The organism is Pseudomonas reidholzensis (assembly GCF_900536025.1).
Classification (GTDB): Bacteria; Pseudomonadota; Gammaproteobacteria; order Pseudomonadales; family Pseudomonadaceae; genus Aquipseudomonas; species Aquipseudomonas reidholzensis.
Genome location: NZ_UNOZ01000030.1, coordinates 428,840 through 448,273 on the forward strand (window position 1 = coordinate 428,840; position 19,434 = coordinate 448,273).

Consider the following 19,434-nt stretch of genomic DNA (forward strand, 5'->3'; position numbering starts at 1 on the left):
AACCCGGGATTGTCTTCGTCAGGCACCGCACTCACTGCCGCGGGCCTGGCTCACTTGAGTGGACACGAGGGGAAGTATCTGATGACACGCCTATTCAACCCAGCCCGGCTCGCCCTGGCCCCAGCCCTGATCGCCGGCTACCTGATCACGCCACTGGCGGCCTTCGCCGCTGACGACCAGCTCGGCACGGTGATCGTCACCGGTTCGCGCGGCAGTGAAGCGCGCACGGTGACCAGCAGCCCGGCACCGATCGACGTGATCGACGGCACGCAGCTGGAGAAGACCGGCGCCAACGACCTGCGCACGGCCCTGCAGAAGACCCTGCCGTCGTTCTCCCAGCGCCCGTCCGGCTCGTCCAACGACAGCATCGCCCGCCCCTACAGCCTGCGTGGCCTGAACGGCTCGAACATCCTGGTGCTGGTCAATGGCAAGCGCCGCCACAACAGTGCGGTGATCAACCTCGATTCGACCTCGGCCTACGGCACCAACCCGGTCGACCTCGACATGCTGCCAATCAGCGCCATCGATCACATCGAGGTGCTGCGCGACGGCGCGTCGGCGCAGTACGGCTCGGATGCGATTGCCGGGGTGATCAACATCATCCTCAAGCAGCACGACAACGGCGGCTCGTTGAGCACCCAGTACGGCGAATACTACGAAGGCGACGGCGGCACCCTCCGCCAGACCCTCAATAAAGGCCTGCCGCTGGGCGCCGACGGCGGCTTCCTCAACCTGTCGCTGGACGCCCGCTCGCAGCAGACCGCGGTGCGCTCGCGCGAAGCCACGGGCAACCTGTACTTCCCGGGTGACCCGCGCAACGACAGCGCCGACCGCGAGGTGCAGAAAAACGGCCTGCCCAAGGTCAAGTCGTACAACGCCGCCTACAACGCCGAACTGCCGATCGGCGACGACCTGACCCTGTACTCGTTCTCGACCTTCAGCCAGCGCGACGCGCGCGGCGGGCAGAACTACCGCCGGCCCAACTCGACCAACATCATCCCCGAGATCTACCCGGACGGCACGGCGCCGTTCTACACCCTTGAAGAGACCGACTACCAGGCCGCCGCCGGTGCCAAGGGCAGCCTGGCCAGCTGGAACTGGGACCTCAGCTCGACCTTCGGCCGCGACAAGGCCCAGGCCGGTGCCGACGAGACCCTCAACGCCTCGCTCGGGCCGACCAGCCCGACCCGCTTCGACACCTACACCAACTACTTCGACCAGTGGACCAACAACCTCGACGTGACCCGCGCCTTCGAGGTCGGCCTGGCCAAGCCGCTGCAGGTCTCGTGGGGCGCCGAGCACCGCCACGAGCGCTACAAGACCGAGTCGGACGACCCGCTGTCGTACATCAACGGCGGCTATATCTACCCGAGCGGCCCGCTGGCTGGCCAACCCGCCGCGGTCGGCGCACAGGGCGCGATCACCCTGACCCCGGAAGACGCCGGCCAGGCCAGCCGCAACAGCTACGCCGGCTACGTCGACCTTGGCATCAACCCCACCGAGCAGTTGTTCATCGGCGTGGCCGGGCGCTTCGAAAAGTACGATGACAGTGCCGGCAACACCACCAGCGGCAAGCTCACCGCGCGCTACGACTTCACCCCGACCTTTGCCGTGCGCGGCACCCTGAGCAACGGCTTCCGCGCGCCGTCGCTGTCGCAGTCGGTGTACGCCCAGACCTCCAACCAGTACACCACGGTCAACGGCGTGGCGCAGTTCGTCGAAGCCAAGACCCTGCGCGTCGACTCGCCGCTGGCACAGGCGCTGGGCGCTGAAGACCTGCAACCGGAGAAGTCGCGCAACATCAGCCTGGGCCTGACCTGGCAGCCGCTGCCACAGATGAGCGTGACCCTCGACGCCTACCAGATCGAGATTCGCGACCGCATCGCCCTCACCGGCTTTCTCTCCGGCGCGGGGGTCAACGACGCCCTGATCGCCTACGGCTACAAACCTGGCTATCGCCTGAAGTACTTCACCAACGCCGCCGACACCACCACCCGCGGTGTCGACCTGGTGACCGACTACAAGGTCGACTACGGCCGCTTCGGCCGGGTCAAGTACGGCGTCGGCTTCAACTACAACAAGACCGTGATCGACGACATCAAGGGCACCCCGGCCGCCCTTACCGCCGCGGGTAACAACCTGCAGCTGTTCGACCGCGTCGCCCAGGGTTACCTGACCAACGCCAACCCCAAGACCAAGCTGATCCTCAGCGCCGACTGGCAGATCGAACGCTTCAGTATCAATGCCGCCGTCACCCGCTACGACAAGGTCGTGGCCAACGACGTCAACCCACAGTACGACGCGACCTACGGCGCCAAGTGGCTGACCGACGTCGAGGTCGGCTATGCCGTGACCGACAACCTCGACCTGGCCGTCGGCGCCAACAACCTGTTCAACGTCAAGGCCGACAACAGCGGTTACCCGGCCGGCGACATCAACGGCTTCCCGCTGTTCGGCAGCATCTCGCCCTTCAACCCCTACGGCGGCTTCTGGTACGCCCGGGTTGCCTACAACTTCTGACCTGGACGCCCCCGGCCCTGGATGGCCGGGGGGTTACTTGAGGAGCAAGACATGAGCACTTCCCCGCGCAAGATCATCCTCGGCGCCTTCGTGCCCGGCGTACTCACTGGCTCCGCCTGGCGCCTGCCAGAGGCGCCGGCCGACACCTTCCTGGACTTCGACCACTACCGCTACATCGCCGAGAAGCTCGAAGCCGGGCGTTTTCACGCGCTGTTCTTCAACGACAGCGTCAAGGTCGACCTCGACCCCGGCCTGGAAAAAGGCCCCAACGGCGTGCGCTGGGACCCCTTGGTGCTGGCCCCGGCGCTGGCCCTGGTGACTCGCCATATCGGCCTGATCGCCACCGGCAGCACCACCTACAACGAACCCTACAACCTGGCCCGCAAGTACGCCTCGCTGGACCATATCAGCAAGGGCCGCGCGGGCTGGAACCTGGTCACCTCACTCGGTGGCGGTGAAAACTTCAACCGCGCCGACCACACCGGCCACGACGACCGCCACGCACGCGCTGAAGAGTTCTACGACGTGGTCAGCGGCCTGTGGGACAGCTGGGGCGACGACGCCTTCGTCCAGGACAAGGCCTCCGGCACCTGGCTCGACCTGGACAAACTGCATGTGCTCGACCATCAGGGCAAGCACTTCCAGGTCAAGGGCCCGCTGAACGTCGCCCGGCCAATCCAGGGCCATCCGGTGATCGCCCAGGCGGGCGCCTCCGACGCCGGCATTCGTTTGGGTGCGCGGGTCGGCGAGCTGATCTTCACCGCCCAGCAGACGGTCGAGGAAAGCCTGGCGTTCTACGGCCAGATCAAGTCCGAGGCCGCCAGCTTTGGCCGCAGCGCAGATGAGCTGCTGGTATTGCCGGGGATCTCGCCGGTGGTCGGCAAGACCTTTGCCGAGGCGCAGGCCAAGTACGACCGGCTGCAGGAGCTGCTCGACCCGGTGTCGTTCCTCAGCCGCATCTCGCGGTTCGCCAGCCTGGCCTATGACCTGTCCGAGCTGCCGTTCGATGAAGTGGTGCCGTTGCCGCCGGAGCAGTTCAGCACCGACAGCCACCCGAGCCGACAAAAGCTGGTGTACGACTTGATCCGCCGTGAGCGGCCGACCGTGCGCCAGTTGTTCAACAAGCTCACCGCCGGCGGCCACCGGGTGTTGATCGGTACGCCCGAGAGCATCGCCGATGACCTCCAGCACTGGTTCGAAGCCGGCGCCGCCGACGGTTTCAACGTGATGTTCTCCGGCTTGCATTCGGGCATCGATGACTTCGTCGACGGCGTGGTGCCGGAGCTGCAACGCCGGGGGCTGTTCCAACAGGAGTACCCGGGTAGCACCCTGCGGGAAAACCTCGGCCTGCCGTACCGGCGCAACCGCCACGGCTGAATGCCTGGCCTGATCGCGCAACACCGCTGCCCTGTCATTCTGCCCGGAGACCTGCATGAAACGCCGCCCGATCACCTGGACCGCCCCGCTGGCACTGGCCTTGAGCCTGACCGGCTGCGGCGACCCCGCAACGCCTTCCGCCACCAGCACGGCCGCCGCGCGCAGCCCGGCGCACGGCGGCGTGCTGAAAGTCGCCCTGGACGGCGACCCGCTGTGCATCGACCCGCACCAGGCCGGCAACAACACCGCGCTCAACGTCGGCCGGCAGCTGACCGATTCGCTCACTGACCAGGACCCAGCGAGCGCCGAGATCGTGCCCTGGCTGGCCGAGCGCTGGGAGGTCAGCGCCGACTCGCGCAGCTTCACCTTCCACCTGCGCGACGGCGTGACCTTCAGTGATGGCAGCGCCCTCGACGCCGCGGCGGTAAAGGCCAACTTCGAGGCCATCGTCGCCCTTGGTGCCCGTGCCAGCCTGGCCGGCACCTACCTGTCAGGGCTGGAAGGGATCGAGGTGCAAGACCCACGCACCCTGACCCTCCGCTTCAAGCAGCCCAATGCGCAGTTCCTCCAGGCGACCTCGACCATGAGCCTGGGCTTTTTTGCCCAGAGCACTCTGCAACGCTCCAGCGAAGAACGCTGCCAAGGGGCGCTGGTCGGCTCCGGGCCGTTCGTGCTCGACAAGTTCACCCACAACCAGAGCGTGCGTTTGTCGCACCGCAAGGATTACGCCTGGCCCTCAAGCCTTGCGGAACACAGCGGGCGGGCCTGGCTCGACGGCATCGAGTTCTTGATCATCCCTGAGTCCGGCGTGCGCCTGGGCAGCCTGTTGTCACGCCAGATCGACGTCAACACCGGGGTTGCGGTGCAGGACGAGGCGATTCTCGAGGCCCAGCAGATCCCCTTCATTGCCCGTCCCAACCCGGGCATCGTGTTCAACCTGGCGCCCAATGAATCGCGGCCGCGGCTCAAGGAACTCGCCGTGCGCCAGGCGCTGAACAAGGCGATCAACCGCGACGAGCTGCAAGGGATCATCTCCCGTTACCAGAAGCCGGCCACCTCCGCCCTGGCCAGCAGCACACCGCTGTACCGCGACTTTTCCGCGCAGCTGCGCCACGACCCGGAGGGCGCCGCAGCCTTGCTCGACGGCGCCGGCTGGCAGCTTGGCGCCGATGGCATCCGTGCCCGCGCTGGCGAACGGCTGAGTTTTCGCGTCGACTACTGGCAGGCTTCGACACCCGTGCTGGAGCTGATCCAGCAACAGCTGCGCCAGGTGGGCATCGAGCTGCGCCTGAACAAGACCACCATCAGCCAGGTCAGCGCGCAGCAAACCGAAGGTGACTATGACCTGTGGTTCTTCAACCTGACCCGGGCCGACCCGGATGTGCTGCGCACGGTGTTCCTCAATTCAGGGCGCAACGTCAACCGCCGCGACGCCAGCGAAGTCGACCAGGCCCTGCAGGCCTCGTCGACGCTGCTCGACCCGTCCCAGCGACGCACCCTGGTCGAGCGCGCCAACCAGTTGCTGATCGAGCAAGGCCACCTGCTGCCGCTGTATGAGGCGGCGACCGTCACGGCCTTCGGCAAGCAGGTCAATGGCCTGCATTACGAGGCCTCGACCCGCCTGCAGTTCTTCGACACCTGGCTGGAGGCGCAATGAGTTCGACTGTCGATTACCCAAGACTGCGGCCGCTGCTGACCCGCCTGGGGCAGGCGCTGTTCGTGCTGTGGGCGGCGTTTACCCTGTCGTTCCTGATTCTCTATGCCCTGCCCAGCGACCCGGTGACCATCATGCTCAGCCAGAGCGGCGAGATCAGCGCCGCCGATCAGGCTCAGGTCGAGGCCTTGCGGGCGCGTTATCACCTCGACCAACCCCTGCCGGTGCAGTACGCCATTGCCTTGTGGCAGGCCGTGCAACTGGACCTGGGCCAGTCGATCCAGAGCGGCCAGGCGGTGACTCAATCGCTGCTGCAATCGTTGCCCGGCACCGCGGCGCTGGCGGGTGCGGCGCTGTTGCTGGCGATTCCCGTCGGCGTCGGTGTGGCGTTGCTGGCAAGCCTGGTGCGTAACCCGCGCGGGCAAGAGGCACTGCTCGCCTTGCCGTCACTGGCAGTATCCTTGCCGACTTTCTGGGTCGGCTTGCTGTTGCTGCAGGCGTTGTCGTTTCGCCTGCACGTGTTCCCTGCCATGGGCAATCAGGGCCTGGCATCGCTGGTGCTGCCGGCCTTGACCCTGGCCATCCCCACGGCGGCGGTGATTGCCCAGGTGCTCTCGCGGTCGATCGCCAACGTGCTGCGCCAACCCTTCGTCAGCGCCCTGCGCAGCAAGGGTGTCGGCCCTGTGCGTTTACTCTTCGGGCATGTCCTGCACAACGCGGCGATCCCCTTGCTGACCCTGGCCGGCGGCATCATCGGCAACCTGCTGGCCGGCGCGGTGGTCACTGAAACGGTGTTCTCCCGCGATGGCATCGGCCGGCTCGCCCAAGGCGCCGTGGCCAGCCAGGACATCCCTGTCGTGCAGGGCGTGGTGCTGCTGGCGGCGCTGATCTACATCCTGATCAACCTGCTGGTTGATCTGCTCTATCCCCTGCTGGACCCGCGCATCGACCTGAGGAAGACGCCATGAGCGAACTCACCCTGAGCGCACCTGCGCCCCTGCCCGTGCGCACCCGGCGGTGGCGCCCGGTGCTGTGGCTGAGCCTGCTGGTGCTGGCGACCGTGCTGGGCTGGGCACTGGCACCGGGGCTGTTCAGCAGCATCGACCCGCTGCACGCCATGCCCGCGCATGCCCTGCAACCGCCATCGGCCGCGCACTGGTTCGGCACCGACCACCTTGGCCGCGACCTCTACAGCCGCACGGTGCACGGCGCCAGCCTGTCGCTGCGGGCGACCACCCTCGCCGTGCTGATTGCGCTGCTGGTCGGCGGCGCGATCGGCCTGGTGTGCGGCTACTTCTCCGGCCGGGTCGACAGCCTGCTGATGCGCCTGGTCGAAGTGTTGATGGCAATCCCTTCGCTGCTGCTGGCGATGGCAGTGATCACCGTGCTCGGTTTTGGCACCCTCAACATCGCTTTGGCGGTCGGCCTGTCGTCGGTCGCGACCTTTATCCGCCTGACCCGTGGCGAAGTGCTGCGCTGGCGGGCCAGCACCTTTGTCGAAGCGGCATTGTCCTGTGGCGTCGGCCACTGGGCGATCATTGCCCGGCACATCCTGCCGCATGCTGCCGGCCCGGTGCTGGCTTTGGCGGCACTGGAATTCGGCGGTGCGGTGCTGGCCGTCTCGGCGCTGAGCTTCCTCGGCTTTGGCGCGCCGCCACCGCAACCGGAATGGGGCTTGCTGATCGCCGAAGGGCGCAACTTCATGGTGGCGGCCTGGTGGTACACGACCTTGCCGGGCCTGGTAGTCGCCGCCGTGGTGCTGGCGGCCAACCAGATCGCCCGCGCGTTGCAAAAGAGCTGGGGAGACAACCGATGAACGACGTCCTGCTGACCATCGACAAGCTGTCGATCGACTACCACGGCCCGCACGGCTCGCAGCCCGGCGTGCGCGACCTCGACCTGCAGGTGCGCCGTGGCGAGTTCGTCGCCATCGTTGGCGAGTCGGGTTCGGGCAAATCGACCACGGCGGCGGCGCTGATCGGCTTGCTGGCCGACAACGCCCGGATCAGCCAGGGCCAGATCGACTTTGCCGGGCACCCGCTGCATGCGCTGGACGAACGCACCTGGCGGCGCCTGCGCGGCACCCGCATCGGCTTCGTGCCACAAGACCCGGGGCTGTCGCTGGACCCGGTCAAGCGCATCGGCGCGCAGCTGCGCGAAGCGCTGACCGTGCACGGTGTGCCGCGCCGGGAGGCACAGGCGCGCAGCCTGGAGATGCTCGCCCAGGTCGGCCTGCGCGATGTCGAGCGGTTGGCCCGGCGCTATCCCCATGAGCTGTCGGGCGGCATGCGCCAGCGGGTGTTGATCGCCATCGCCATGGTCAATCGGCCTGAGCTGATCATTGCCGACGAGCCGACCAGCGCGCTCGACGTGTCGGTGCAGCGTCAGGTGCTCGATCACTTGCAGGCGCTGGCCGTGGAGCGGCAGATCGCGGTGTTGCTGATCACCCATGACCTGGGCGTGGCGATGGACCGCGCCGAGCGGGTGATCGTCATGCAGCACGGGCGGATCGTCGAGAGCGGTAACACCCGGCAGATCTTTCTCCAGCCACGGCACCCCTATACCCGCCAATTGCTCGATGCAGCGCCGAGCCTGGCGCAAGCGCCGCCCGGAGTGCGTCGTGATGCCCGCGAGGCCGCGCCGCTGCTGAGCGTCAAGGGCCTGGGCAAGCACTTCACGGGCAGCCCGGATACGCCAGCGGCGGTTGCCGAGGTCAGCTTCGACCTGGCACGCGGCACCACCGTGAGCCTGGTCGGCGAGTCCGGCTCGGGCAAGTCGACAACGGCGCGGATGATCCTGCGTTTGGAAACGCCCAGCGCGGGCACGGTGCTGTTTGCCGGCGACGACGTGCACCGCAAGGATGCGCTGGGCCTGCGTCAGTATCGGCGGCGGGTGCAGGTGGTCTACCAGAACCCTTATGCCTCGCTCGATCCGCGTTTTACCCTTGAACAGATCATCAGCGAGCCGCTGCGGGCGTTTGCCATTGGCGATCGGCAGAGCCAGCGGCGGCGTGCCAGTGACCTGCTGACGCGAGTAGGTTTGTCGGCCGGCTTGCTGGATAGCCGGCCTGAGCAGCTGTCCGGTGGCGAGCGGCAACGGGTGGCGATCGCTCGGGCATTGGCGGTGGAGCCGGAGTTGCTGGTGCTCGATGAACCGCTGTCGGCGCTGGATGCTTCGGTGCAGAAGCAGATTCTTGAACTGCTGGCTGAGTTGCAGCGTGAGTTGGGGTTGAGTTACCTGTTCATATCCCATGACTTGGCTGTGGTGCGGCAGATTTCTGATCAGGTGGTGGTGATGCAAGCTGGCCGGGTGGTGGAGCAAGGGCCTGGCGAGCAGGTGTTCGGCAATCCGGCGAGTGAGTACACGCGGCGGTTGCTGGAGGATGTGCCGGGGCGGCGGTATGTCGATAGTCTGGCGTTTTTGGTGGCTATCTAGGCGGTCGGGCTGTGCCGGCCGGGGTCTCTTCAGAACCGGCCATCGAGCAGATCCCAGCAAAAGCCTGTACAACTACAATTTCGAGTACAGCTTGTTTCCATCGCAGAGTCCCCGCCATGAACCCATTCAACCCGCGAAAACTCCACCTGTCGAAATGGACCGCAACCACCCCGGTCAACCGCGAAAAGCACTTCATCGTCACCAAACTCCTGTGCGACGAGCAAGGCACGCCATTACAAGTCGAGCTGCAAGCCGTGCACAGCGGCCGCAGCGAGCTGCTCGACTGGCAGGTGCTACGCGACTCAAGCCACTGGATCATGGGCTGGAAATAATCAGAAAACCGGGATCCAGCGCCAATAACTTGTACAAGGATAATTAGTTGTACAATTAAGCGCAGCGTAGTGGCTTAATGCACCCCAGCCACTGCCCCCGGAGCCCCTCGAATGTTCATGCGCGCCAGCACCCACCAAGCAGCCCTGCAAACGGCCGAGGCACGCCAGCGCGCGCTCGAAGCCGAAGTGGCGGCCTTGCGCGCGTCGAGCGCCCTGCTCCAGGCCGACCTCAACCAGCACCAGCACTGCGCCCAGCGTGAAGCCAGCTACCGCAATGCCATGGACCGCTCGATGGCCGTGATCGAATTCGGCCTCGACGGCAAGGTCATCGACGCCAACGGCAATTTCCTCAGTGTCATGGGCTATCGCCTGGAACAGGTACGCGGCCAGCACCACCGTCTGTTCTGCCAGGCGGCCGACGGCACCAGCCCCGCCTACCAGGCGTTCTGGTCGGCGCTCAACCGCGGGGAGTTCAAGGCCGGTCAGTTCCAGCGCGTCGACAGCCGCGGCGCCACGGTCTGGCTGCAAGCGAGCTACAACCCGCTGTACGACGCCCAAGGCAAGCTGTACGGCATCGTCAAGTTCGCCACCAACATCACCCGCGAAGTCGAACAGCGCGAAGCCGAATCACAGGCCGCACTGCTCGCCTTCGAGACCTCGCAGGAAACCGACGCCCACACCCAGCACGGCTCGGCGGTGGTCCAGCAGACCGTGACCGTGGTGCAGAGCATCGCCGACGAACTCGAGCAGATGGCCAAGGGCATTACCGCCCTCAGCGAGCAGTCCGCCCAGATCGGCACCATCGTCGATGCCATCCGGGGCATTGCCGAGCAGACCAACCTGCTGGCCCTCAATGCCGCCATCGAAGCCGCCCGCGCCGGCGAGCAGGGGCGCGGCTTCGCGGTGGTCGCCGACGAGGTGCGCAACCTCGCCCAACGCACCAGCCAGGCGACCCTGGCCATCGGCGAGGTGGTGGCGCGCAACCGCGAGCTGGCCCACCAGGCGGTGGCCAGCATGCAGACCAGTACCCTGAAGACCGAACAAGGGGTCGCGCTGGCCAACCAGGCCGGCGCGCTGATCGAGGATATCCACCAGGGCGCCCAGCGCGTGGTCGAGGTGATCGGCCAGTTCGCCCAGCGCCTGGAGCAGCGCAACAATACCTGAGGCAGCAAGGAGCAAGAGCACATTTGTACTCCTGTGCCGTTTCGGCCCCTAACACCAGGCCTTTCAAGGTGTTCGCTGGGGCCGCTGCGCAGCCCTTTCGCGACACAAGGCCGCTCCCACAGGATGCGGCGTTGCCCAATTTCTGTTCATTGCCCGGCGCCGCCCATTGTGGGAGCGGCCTTGTGTCGCGAAAGGGGCGCGCAGCGGCCCCAGCAAGTTCAAGCCAAGCGCAATTTCAAAACACCTTGATAGGCTTGGCCCTCAAGGCAGGCGTCAGGCCTTGGCGATCTCCGGCACCAGCATCCACTCGGCGCTGTCATTCCAGACGTCCATGCGCACGATCTTGCCGTCCTTGACCTCGAACCGGTCCAGGTAACGGTTGCCGGAAAAACTCCGCCCATCCGGCCACTGCCCATACAGCGTGCCGTTGGAATAGACCACGGTATGGTCTTCGCGCTCACACCAGTCGAACTGACCCAGGGCCTTTTTCACCCAGGTATAGCGCCCGCCATTGAACGCGGTGATGTCGGTAGGCGTCGGCATCGGCCGGCCGCCGGTAAAGGTGATGCGCACCTCATCGCTCATGAAGGTGGCCGCCCGCACGGGGTCGGGGGCCATGGAGGCGGCGAGGAAGTCACGGACGATCTGTACGGCGGCGTTATTGTCGGTCATAGCCATTCTCCAAAGTTGTCCAGAACGGGGCGTTTCCCCCGCCCCGTGCCTTGATCCAGTGCACGCGATGGCGCAGAGCCATCCGCTGAGGGCCCCTGATCACGGGGCCGTCCGGAGTATTTTCCAAATGGCACCTGTTTTGCTAGCACATTCTTACAAATTGCTAGCAATCAGGAGTTCGAAGCATGCTTACCCGTTCCCTGCTGCGCCGCTGGCTGCCTTGTGCAGCCTTGTCCCTCGCCTGCTGTGCAGGCATCGTCCAGGCCGCCGAGCCGATCAAGGTCGGCCTTGTAGCCGCGTTGTCCGGGCAGTCGGCCAAGTCTGGCGAAGCCCTCACCCGCGGCCTGACCCTGGCCATCGATGAAATCAACGCCAAGGGCGGGCTGCTGGGCCGGCCTGTCGAACTGGTACGCCGCGATGATGAGAGCAACCCGGCCAAAGGCATGCTGGCAGCGCGCGAGCTGATCCAGCGCGAGAAAGTCAGCGTGCTGTTCGGCGGCCTCGATACGCCGGTGTCGCTGGCCATCGTGCCGCTGGCCAACCAGCTGAAGACGCCCTTCATGGGCATCTGGGCGGCCGGCACCAAGATCACCGAAAACGGCGCCAAGGATAACTATGTGTTCCGCGTCTCGGCAGTCGACGAACAGGTCGACGAGGCGCTGGTCGCCTATGGCCTGCGCCAGGGCATGAAGCAACCGGGGCTGATCCTCGCCAACAATCCTTGGGGCGAGTCCAACCTGGCCGGGCTGCACGCCGCCCTCGCCCGCCGCGACATGGCTCAGGCACCGGCCGAGCGTTTCGAAGACAGTGACCTGGACATGGTCCCGCAGCTCACCCGGCTGAAAAACGCCGGGGTCGACACCCTGCTGCTGGTGGGCAACGTCGGCCCCTCGGCGCAGGTGGTCAAATCCCTCGACCAGATGGGCTGGAGCGTCCCCGTTGTGTCGCACTGGGGGCCGGCCGGCGGACGCTTCGGTGAACTCGCCGGGCCCAACGCCGGGCGCGTGCACTTCGTCCAGACGTTTGTCTTTGGCGCGCACAACAGTGCCCGCGGCGAGGCCTTGCTGACGGCCCTCAAGCAGCGCTTCCCGCAGGTCAAGAGCCTGGCCGACGTGACCCCGGCGGTGGGCATCGCCAACGCCTACGACGCCATGCACCTGGTCGGCCTGGCCATCGACAAGGCCCAGGGCACCGGCGGTGTGCAAGTGCGCGACGGCTTTTACGCGATCAGCGATTACGCCGGGCTGATCAAGCAGTACCACCAGCCTTTCGCCACCGACCGCCACGACGCCCTGGGCCCTGACGACTACGTCTTCAGCCGCTTCGACGGCGACACCATCGTGCCTGTGGCACCCTGAGCGGAGTACCTTCTGATGATCACCACCGCACTGGTCAGCGGCCTGGGCCTGGGCAGCATGTACGCGCTGCTGGCCCTGGGCTTTCACCTCACCTACGCCGTGTCGCGCACGGTCAACTTTGCCCAGGGCAGCGCGATGATGGTCGGCGCAGTGCTCGGCTACAGCCTGGCGGTGACCTGGGGCTGGCCACTGTGGCTGGCGCTGCCGACCACCCTGGCGCTGTGCGCGGTACTGGGGCTGGCCATCGAGCGCTTCCTGGTGCGGCCGTTTCACTCACGCGGTTCGGATGCCTGGCTGATGGCGACCGTCGCCGGCGGGCTGCTGCTGGACAACCTCGCCCTGTTCACCTTTGGCAAGGAGCCGCGGCAATTCGGCAGTGCCCTGGCGAGCGTGCGCCTGGAGCTGGGTGAAAGCAGCCTGAGCCTGGTGCAACTGCTGATCCCGCTGGCGGGCGCGGCAGTGGCGGCCACCCTCTACTGGGTGCGCCGACGCACCCGCCTGGGGTTGCGCCTGGAAGCCTGCGTGCAGAACCCACGGGCTGCCCGGCTGATGGGCATCGAGGTCAATCGCGTGGTGGCGGCGGCCTTTGCCCTGTCGACGGTGTTCGCCGCCCTCGCCGGCCTGTTGATCGCGCCGCTGTACAGCGTGCACGCCGACATGGGCACGCTGTTTGGCCTGAAAGCCTTCGCCGTGGCCATCCTCGGCGGCATCGCCAGCGCCAGCGGGGTATTCGCCGCCGGCTTGCTGTTCGGCCTGGTCGAAGCCCTGGTCACGCTGTACTTCGGCTCGGCGTTTACCCAGTTGCTGTGCTTCGCGATGGTGATCGTGGTGCTGGCGGTTCGTCCCGATGGCCTGTTCGGCCGCAAACTGTGGGTGAAAGTATGACCCTGCGCACGCTGCTCGCACCTTTTGGCCTGGCCCTGCTCGGCGTCGCCGGGGTTGGCCTGGCACTGGGCCTGGACAGCTACTGGCTGTTGATCCTGACCTTGTACGCCCTGGCGGTGACGGTCGGTGTCGGCCTGAATATCCTGATCGGCTTGTCTGGGCAGATGTCCTTCGGGCATATCGCCTTCTACGCCATTGGCGCCTACCTGTCAGCGCTGCTGACCCTGGGCGGCCTGCCGCTGGCGGCTGCCCTGCCGCTGGCCAGCCTGGGCTGCGCGCTGTGCGGCGGGCTGCTGGCGATCCCCGCGTTGCGGGTCAGCGGGCCGTACCTGGCGATGATCACCATTGCCTTTGCGCTGGTGGTGCACAACGGCTTGATCGAATGGCGCAGCGTGACCGGCGGCGCCAATGGCCTGATGGGCATCCCCTTGCCGGAGCTCGGCGCGGTCGACCCTGCGGTGTTGCTGGCACTGGCCGCCGTCGGGCTGATGCTGGCGGCGCTGGCCTTCTACGGGAGCCTGCAACGCAGCGGCTGGGGCCTGGCCATGCGGGCGGTAAAGGCGTCAGAGATCGCCGCCCGCTCGCTGGGGGTCAATCCGGTGCAGACGCGCACCCTGGCCTTTGCCTTGTCGGCCGGCCTGGCCGGCGCGGCGGGTGCGCTGGTGGCGCCGGTGCTGATGTTCATCAACCCGGCGGCGTTCCCGTTTTCGCAGTCGATCCTGTTCGTCCTGGCGGTGATCGTCGGCGGTGCCGGTACCCTGTTCGGGCCGGTGCTCGGCGCACTGGTGATCGTCTTGCTGCCGGAGCTGCTGGCGGACTTTGCCGAGTACCGCCTGCTGGCGTTCTCGGTGTTGCTGCTGGCGGTGCTGTGGGCGGCCCCGCGTGGGGTGCTCGGCAGCCTCGGCCGGCGCTTCTGGCGGCCGCGCCAGGAGCCGGTCACGGCCAGTGTCGACAGCGCCGTGCTGCGCGCGTTCTTCAGCGCGCGTGCACCGCGCGGCCTCAAGGTCGAGGGCATCGGCATCCGCTTTGGCGGCGTGCAGGCGGCGCAGGAGGTCAGCCTGGAGGCCCTGCCCGGCAGCATCACCAGCCTGATCGGCCCCAATGGTGCCGGTAAATCCACGGTATTGAACATGATCAGCGGGTTCTATACGCCCGACAGCGGCGCCATCACGCTGGGCGCCGAGCTGGCCGGCCAGCCCGCCTGGCGGATCGCCCGCGCCGGCATCGCCCGCACCTACCAGACCACCCAGCTGTTTGGCGAACTGAGCGTGCTGGAGAACCTGCTGGTGGCCTTCCAGGAGGGCGCCATCGAACGCCCGTGGCCGTGCCAGCAAGCGACGCGCAAGGCCATGGCCGTGCAGCTGTTGGCCCTGGTCGGCTATCGCGGCAACCTGCACGTGGCCGCCGACGACCTGCCGCATGTCGACCGGCGCCTGGTGGAAATCGCCCGGGCGCTGGCCACCCGGCCGCAGGTGCTGCTGCTCGACGAGCCGGCCGCCGGCCTGGGCCGCCAGGACACCGATCGCCTGGCCACGCTGCTGCAACGATTGGCCGGGTTCAACCTGGCGGTGATCCTGGTCGAACACGACATGCCGCTGGTGATGGCGGTGTCCGAGCGGCTGCTGGTGCTCGACGCCGGCAAACCGATCGCCTGGGGCACGCCGGAGCAGGTGCGCAGCGACCCGCGGGTCATCGCCGCCTACCTGGGCGGCACCCAGTACCAGGCGCGGCCGCGTGCGCAGGCCTGGGCCGGCTCGCGCGATGCGGTGCTGCACGTGCGCAACCTGGCCATCGACTACGGCGCCGCGCCGGTGGTCGAAGGCGTCGACCTGGTGGTCAACCCAGGCGAGCTGATCGCCATCCTCGGCGCCAACGGTGCGGGCAAGTCGAGCATCCTCCAGGCGCTCGCGGGGCTGCACCGCCCGCGCGACGGCAGCATCGTCCTGGACAACCGCAGCATCGACACGCTCGATGCCAGCCAGATCGCCCGCCTGGGGCTGGCCCTGGTGCCCGAAGGTCGGCAGTTGTTCGGCCAGCTCAGCGTGCGGGAAAACCTCCTGCTGGGGGCCAACGTACGCCAGGATGCCGTGGATGCCGAGGCCGAAATCGAGGCAATCCTGGCGCGCTTCCCGCGGTTGCGCGATCGCATCGACAGTGCGGCCGGGCTGCTCTCGGGCGGGGAACAGCAAATGGTCGCGATCGGCCGTGGGCTGATGGCCAAGCCGCGCATCCTGCTGCTCGACGAACCTTCGCTGGGCCTCTCGCCAGCGATGATCGGCGAGCTGTACGACGCACTCGCCGCGCTGCGCGATGAAGGCGTGACGCTGCTGTTGGTCGACCAGATGGCCAACCTGGCACTGCAGGTGGCCGACCGTGCCTATGTGCTGGAGACCGGCCGGATCGTCAAGCAAGGCAGTGCCGAGGCGCTGCGCGGTGACCCCCAACTGGAAGCGGCTTATCTCGGCGCAGGAGCGGCAGCATGAGTGCACTGGAACTGATCAACGTGCGCCTGGGTGAAGGCCCGGCGCTCACCCGTCTGCTGATCGAAGACGGCCACTTCGTCAGCCGTTTGCGTCAACCGGCCGAGGTCCTCGACCTCGATGGCCGCTTGGTCCTGCCTGGCCTGATCGAGACCCACCTGCACCTGGACAAGGCCTGCATCCTGTCGCGCTGCCAGTTGCGCGAGGGCACCCTGGCCGAAGCCATTGCCCAGACCCGGCTGGCCAAGGCCGAGTTCACCGAGGCCGATGTCTATGCCCGCGGCGCGGCCGTGCTCGAACAGGCCATCGTCCAGGGCACCACGCACATTCGCACCCATGTCGAGATCGACCCGGGCATCGGCCTCACCGGCCTGCGTGCGATCCGCCGGCTGCAAGCCGACTACGCCTGGGCGGTGACCCTGGAGATCTGCGTGTTCCCCCAGGAAGGCATGCTCGACAACCCCGGCACCGAGGCCCTGCTCTGCCAGGCGCTGGACGCAGGCGCCGAGGTGCTCGGCGGCTGCCCGTATACCGACGGCGATCCGCCCGCGCAGATTCGTCGGCTGTTCGAGCTGGCGGTGGCCTACGACCGTGATCTCGACCTGCACCTGGACTTCGACCTGGAAGTGGCCGGCATGACCCTGCCCGAAGTGATCCGCTGCACGCACCAGCACGGCTGGCAGGGCCGGGTCACGGTCGGCCATGCGACCAAGCTCTCGGCGTTGCCCCAGGCGCAGCTGCTGAGCATGGGCCGGGCGTTGGCCGAGGCTGGCGTGCAGGTGACCTGCCTGCCTTCTACCGACCTGTTCCTGACCGGGCGCGATCGCTTCGAAAACAAGCCGCGCGGCATTGCGCCGCTGGCCCAGTTGCACCAGTGCGGGGTGACCTGCTCGCTGTCGAGCAACAATATCGGCAACCCGTTCACGCCGTATGGCGACGCGTCGCTGGTGCGCCAGGCCAACCTGTTTGCCAACGTCGCCCAGCTCGGCACCCCGCAGGAACTGCTGCTGTGCCTGGGCTGGATCTCGCGCGAGTCGGCGCGGCTGCTACGCCTTGCCCACTATGGGCTGGAACCTGGCTGCCGGGCCGACTTCGTGGTGTTCGACGCGCCGTCGCCGGCTGAAGTGATCGGCCGCATCGCGCCGCCGCTGATGGGCTTCAAGCATGGCCGGCAGACCTTCAGCCGACCCGCGGCGGAGCTGGTCCGCCCGGCATTCAGAGCCCAGCCAGCGCCTGTTGCAGGTTGACCTCTGGTGCTGCGGACTCCTCGAGGGCCAACTGGCCCTCGAGTTCGTTCAGGTGCTCGATCATCTCGCCCACGGCACGCTCGGTATCGCCGAGGCGCAACGCCTCGATCACCGCCTGGTGCTCGTCGGAGGCACACGGCGGGCTGTCGCCGCGCTGGTAAAGGGCGACGATCAGCGAACTGCGCACCATCAGGTTGCCGAGGATATCGGCCAGCACCTGGTTGCCGCAGACCACCCCGAGCATCAGGTGAAACTCGCTCAGTTCGCGGACGATCGCCTGGCGGTCGGTGCTCGCCGTTGCCTCGCGCTCGTTGCGCATGTGCTGGTCGATACGCGCCTGGTGCTCACGGATATGCGCCGGGCTGATCGCCTCGACGATGGCCCGCTCGACCGCCCGCCTAGCAGCAAAGATCTCTCGTGCTTCACGGGCGCTCGGCTGGGCCACGGTGGCGCCGCGGTTGGGCTCGATGTCGACGATGCGTTGCATGGCCAGGCGTTGCAGGGCCGCCTGGACATGGTTGCGGTTGGCCTGCAGGGTCTCGACGATCTGCGCCTCGACCAGCCGCGCGCCGGGGCGCAACCGATGCTGGGCAATGGCTTTGGCGAGCATCTCGGCGATGCGCTGGACTTCCTGTTGCTTGCTGCTGACCGTCTTGCCGTTCATCGAAACCTCGAAACCCTCACAGGCGTTGGGCCGGCATTATCCGCCCGGCCCGCCGTGGCGGCAAATCCGCCGTTTCAATCGGCCTGGCCGAGGGCGCTGCCCTGGCTGCGTGGGTCGTAGGCGGCGCACTTGCCGCCGGTGGCGTCGATGGCAATGACCCCGGCCAGGCCCATCAGCGGGCTGAGCGGCGGCGTGGTCTGGGTCTCGTGGCCCATGGCAGCCAGGCCGTGCAGCACCGGCGCGCCGATATCGGCCTCGAGCTTGAGGTTGTCGGTGCTGTCGAAGAAGCTGCGGCCGAGCAGGAAGCGCGGTGCACGCAGTGCCGCGGGCGGGGTTTGCTGGAAGTCGATCAGTTGGGTCGCCAGGACCATCTGCGTCTGCGGCTGGCCATCTCCGCCCTGGGTGCCGAAGAACCAACGCCGGCCGTCATCGGCCAGGTACGCCGAAGGGTTGAGGGTGTGTGCGGGGCGCTTGCCAGGGGCCCAGGCGTTGGCATGCCCAGGGTCGGGGTTGAAGCCCGCCGCGCGGTTGTGCCAGAGGATGCCGGTATCGCCCAGCACACAGCCGGAGCCGAAGTCGTGGAACAGGCTCTGGATCAGGCAGGCGCTGCGCCCGGCGCTGTCAGTGGTGGCCATCCACACGGTGTCGGCGGGTTGACCCGTTTCGCCCCACGGGGCTGCGCGCTGTTCATCGAGCATCACCGGCGGCTGGGCGAGGCTGTGCAGGAAGTCCCAATCGCTGGAGCGCGGGTCGTGCAGTTGCTGGTTGCGCTGCAGCAGGCCGTGTTTGATCGCTTCGACCAGCAGGTGGTAGTACCGCGGGGTGCCGTTTTCACCCAGGTTGACGCCCTCCAGTGCCGCCATGGCGCGCAGCGTATACAGGCCCTGTGTCGGGGGCGCCACGTTGTACAGCCGACCCTGGCGGTAGCGGATCGAGATCGGCGCTTGCTGATAGGCGCGGGTGGCGGCGAGGTCATTGGCGGTCAGGCCGCAGCCCAAGTCATCGAAGGCTGCGTGGAAGGCCTGGGCCAGCTCACCGTGGTAGAAGTCTTCGGGCCCGCGGCGCGCCAGCTGTTCCAGGCTGTTGGCCAACTGTGGTTGGCGCAGCCGATCACTGGCCTGCAGCCATTGCCCTTGCGGTTTGCACAGCGCCTGCAGGCTGGGCAAGGTGTCGATCAGGCTGCTGCGTTGCGCCTGCCAGAACAGCTGCGAGGCCGAGACCTCGATGCCCTCGCGGGCCAGCCCGGCCGCACCGGTCAGCAGGTCGCCCCAGCCCATCCGCGAACCCCACTGTTCACTAAGGGCTTTCGCGTGGGCCCAACTGGCCAGGGCGCCGGCCGTGGTGGCCACTGACGCGGGGCCGCGCAGGCTGATCGCGCCCGCCTCCGGCAAGCGTGCGCCGGCCTGGCCGATCCCGATGATGGTGCGTACCTGGTCGTCGTGCACCAACCACAGTGCATCGCCGCCCAGGCCGGTCATGTGCGGGTAGACCGCCGCCAGCACCGCACTGGCGGCCAGCATGGCGTCGATGGCGGTGCCCCCGCCGTCAAGCACTTCAAGGCCTGCGGCGCTTGCCAGGGGATGGGGCGTACAGAGCACGCCGCCGCGAGAATGGGCGACCAGGGATGGATTCATTGCTAGCTCCTT

Annotated in this window: 14 protein-coding genes and 2 pseudogenes; 13 read left to right on the top strand and 3 right to left on the bottom strand. The window is 67.3% G+C overall.

Features of this window, described 5'->3' with window-relative positions:
* Positions 1 to 81: 81 nt before the first annotated feature.
* The 9 genes and pseudogenes from CCOS865_RS21535 to CCOS865_RS28815 form a co-directional block, all read left to right on the top strand.
* Entirely contained in the window at positions 82 to 2,520 is a 2,439-nt protein-coding gene (locus tag CCOS865_RS21535; RefSeq protein WP_119144601.1) for a TonB-dependent receptor plug domain-containing protein, read from the top strand.
* A gap of 51 nt (positions 2,521 to 2,571) precedes the next feature.
* Entirely contained in the window at positions 2,572 to 3,897 is a 1,326-nt protein-coding gene (locus CCOS865_RS21540; protein WP_119144603.1) for an LLM class flavin-dependent oxidoreductase, read from the top strand.
* A gap of 55 nt (positions 3,898 to 3,952) precedes the next feature.
* Positions 3,953 to 5,554 carry an ABC transporter substrate-binding protein gene (locus CCOS865_RS21545; RefSeq protein WP_119144605.1) on the top strand — a complete coding sequence of 534 codons (1,602 nt, stop codon included), beginning with the start codon at positions 3,953 to 3,955 and terminating at the stop codon, positions 5,552 to 5,554.
* Entirely contained in the window at positions 5,551 to 6,519 is a 969-nt protein-coding gene (locus CCOS865_RS21550; protein WP_119144607.1) for an ABC transporter permease, read from the top strand. The genes CCOS865_RS21545 and CCOS865_RS21550 overlap by 4 nt, the downstream gene beginning before the upstream one ends.
* Positions 6,516 to 7,367, top strand: coding sequence for an ABC transporter permease (locus CCOS865_RS21555; RefSeq protein WP_119144609.1), 852 nt, complete (start codon positions 6,516 to 6,518; stop codon positions 7,365 to 7,367). Before CCOS865_RS21550 ends, CCOS865_RS21555 begins: the two co-directional genes overlap by 4 nt.
* Entirely contained in the window at positions 7,364 to 8,986 is a 1,623-nt protein-coding gene (locus CCOS865_RS21560; RefSeq protein ID WP_119144611.1) for a dipeptide ABC transporter ATP-binding protein, read from the top strand. The genes CCOS865_RS21555 and CCOS865_RS21560 overlap by 4 nt, the downstream gene beginning before the upstream one ends.
* A 116-nt stretch (positions 8,987 to 9,102) precedes the next feature.
* Complete coding sequence (locus tag CCOS865_RS21565) at positions 9,103 to 9,318, top strand: TIGR02450 family Trp-rich protein (RefSeq protein ID WP_119144613.1); 216 nt, start codon at positions 9,103 to 9,105, stop codon at positions 9,316 to 9,318.
* Positions 9,319 to 9,435: 117 nt separating this feature from the next.
* Positions 9,436 to 9,930: pseudogene (locus tag CCOS865_RS28810) on the top strand (PAS domain S-box protein); the annotation flags it as partial.
* A gap of 105 nt (positions 9,931 to 10,035) precedes the next feature.
* A pseudogene (locus CCOS865_RS28815) lies at positions 10,036 to 10,482 on the top strand (methyl-accepting chemotaxis protein); the annotation flags it as partial.
* Positions 10,483 to 10,755: 273 nt separating this feature from the next.
* Here CCOS865_RS28815 and CCOS865_RS21575 read toward each other — a convergent pair.
* On the bottom strand, positions 10,756 to 11,154 hold the full coding sequence (locus CCOS865_RS21575) for a nuclear transport factor 2 family protein (RefSeq protein WP_119144617.1): 399 nt from the start codon (positions 11,152 to 11,154) through the stop codon (positions 10,756 to 10,758).
* A 185-nt stretch (positions 11,155 to 11,339) separates the two neighbouring features.
* Between CCOS865_RS21575 and CCOS865_RS21580 the strand changes: the two genes are divergently transcribed.
* The 4 genes from CCOS865_RS21580 to CCOS865_RS21595 are packed head-to-tail and all read left to right on the top strand — an operon-like array spanning position 11,340 to position 17,124.
* Positions 11,340 to 12,512: an ABC transporter substrate-binding protein gene (locus CCOS865_RS21580; protein WP_119144619.1), complete on the top strand. Its 1,173-nt coding sequence runs from the start codon at positions 11,340 to 11,342 to the stop codon at positions 12,510 to 12,512.
* Positions 12,513 to 12,527: 15 nt separating this feature from the next.
* Positions 12,528 to 13,397: a branched-chain amino acid ABC transporter permease gene (locus CCOS865_RS21585; RefSeq protein ID WP_119144620.1), complete on the top strand. Its 870-nt coding sequence runs from the start codon at positions 12,528 to 12,530 to the stop codon at positions 13,395 to 13,397.
* Positions 13,394 to 15,880, top strand: coding sequence for a branched-chain amino acid ABC transporter ATP-binding protein/permease (locus CCOS865_RS21590; protein WP_119144622.1), 2,487 nt, complete (start codon positions 13,394 to 13,396; stop codon positions 15,878 to 15,880). The genes CCOS865_RS21585 and CCOS865_RS21590 overlap by 4 nt, the downstream gene beginning before the upstream one ends.
* Positions 15,877 to 17,124, top strand: a complete 1,248-nt coding sequence (locus CCOS865_RS21595) for an amidohydrolase family protein (RefSeq protein ID WP_119144624.1) — start codon at positions 15,877 to 15,879, stop codon at positions 17,122 to 17,124. The genes CCOS865_RS21590 and CCOS865_RS21595 overlap by 4 nt, the downstream gene beginning before the upstream one ends.
* On the opposite strand, the gene CCOS865_RS21600 is transcribed toward CCOS865_RS21595, so the two are convergent.
* Both CCOS865_RS21600 and CCOS865_RS21605 read right to left on the bottom strand, forming a co-directional pair.
* A complete protein-coding gene (locus CCOS865_RS21600; protein WP_119144626.1) occupies positions 17,093 to 17,788 on the bottom strand; it encodes a GntR family transcriptional regulator in 696 nt (231 codons plus the stop codon). The two genes, CCOS865_RS21595 and CCOS865_RS21600, sit on opposite strands and share 32 nt — an antisense overlap.
* 74 nt (positions 17,789 to 17,862) lie before the next feature.
* On the bottom strand, positions 17,863 to 19,422 hold the full coding sequence (locus CCOS865_RS21605) for a gamma-glutamyltransferase family protein (RefSeq protein ID WP_244216159.1): 1,560 nt from the start codon (positions 19,420 to 19,422) through the stop codon (positions 17,863 to 17,865).
* Positions 19,423 to 19,434 lie beyond the last annotated feature (12 nt).

Bases quoted from the DNA above. Each gene is read 5' to 3' on its own strand.
- CCOS865_RS21535 (WP_119144601.1), top strand. From the start codon at position 82: ATGACACGCCTATTCAACCCAGCCCGGCTCGCCCTGGCCCCAGCCCTG.
- CCOS865_RS21540 (WP_119144603.1), top strand. From the start codon at position 2,572: ATGAGCACTTCCCCGCGCAAGATCATCCTCGGCGCCTTCGTGCCCGGC.
- CCOS865_RS21545 (WP_119144605.1), top strand. From the start codon at position 3,953: ATGAAACGCCGCCCGATCACCTGGACCGCCCCGCTGGCACTGGCCTTG.
- CCOS865_RS21550 (WP_119144607.1), top strand. From the start codon at position 5,551: ATGAGTTCGACTGTCGATTACCCAAGACTGCGGCCGCTGCTGACCCGC.
- CCOS865_RS21555 (WP_119144609.1), top strand. From the start codon at position 6,516: ATGAGCGAACTCACCCTGAGCGCACCTGCGCCCCTGCCCGTGCGCACC.
- CCOS865_RS21560 (WP_119144611.1), top strand. From the start codon at position 7,364: ATGAACGACGTCCTGCTGACCATCGACAAGCTGTCGATCGACTACCAC.
- CCOS865_RS21565 (WP_119144613.1), top strand. From the start codon at position 9,103: ATGAACCCATTCAACCCGCGAAAACTCCACCTGTCGAAATGGACCGCA.
- CCOS865_RS21575 (WP_119144617.1), bottom strand. From the start codon at position 11,154: ATGACCGACAATAACGCCGCCGTACAGATCGTCCGTGACTTCCTCGCC.
- CCOS865_RS21580 (WP_119144619.1), top strand. From the start codon at position 11,340: ATGCTTACCCGTTCCCTGCTGCGCCGCTGGCTGCCTTGTGCAGCCTTG.
- CCOS865_RS21585 (WP_119144620.1), top strand. From the start codon at position 12,528: ATGATCACCACCGCACTGGTCAGCGGCCTGGGCCTGGGCAGCATGTAC.
- CCOS865_RS21590 (WP_119144622.1), top strand. From the start codon at position 13,394: ATGACCCTGCGCACGCTGCTCGCACCTTTTGGCCTGGCCCTGCTCGGC.
- CCOS865_RS21595 (WP_119144624.1), top strand. From the start codon at position 15,877: ATGAGTGCACTGGAACTGATCAACGTGCGCCTGGGTGAAGGCCCGGCG.
- CCOS865_RS21600 (WP_119144626.1), bottom strand. From the start codon at position 17,788: ATGAACGGCAAGACGGTCAGCAGCAAGCAACAGGAAGTCCAGCGCATC.
- CCOS865_RS21605 (WP_244216159.1), bottom strand. From the start codon at position 19,422: ATGAATCCATCCCTGGTCGCCCATTCTCGCGGCGGCGTGCTCTGTACG.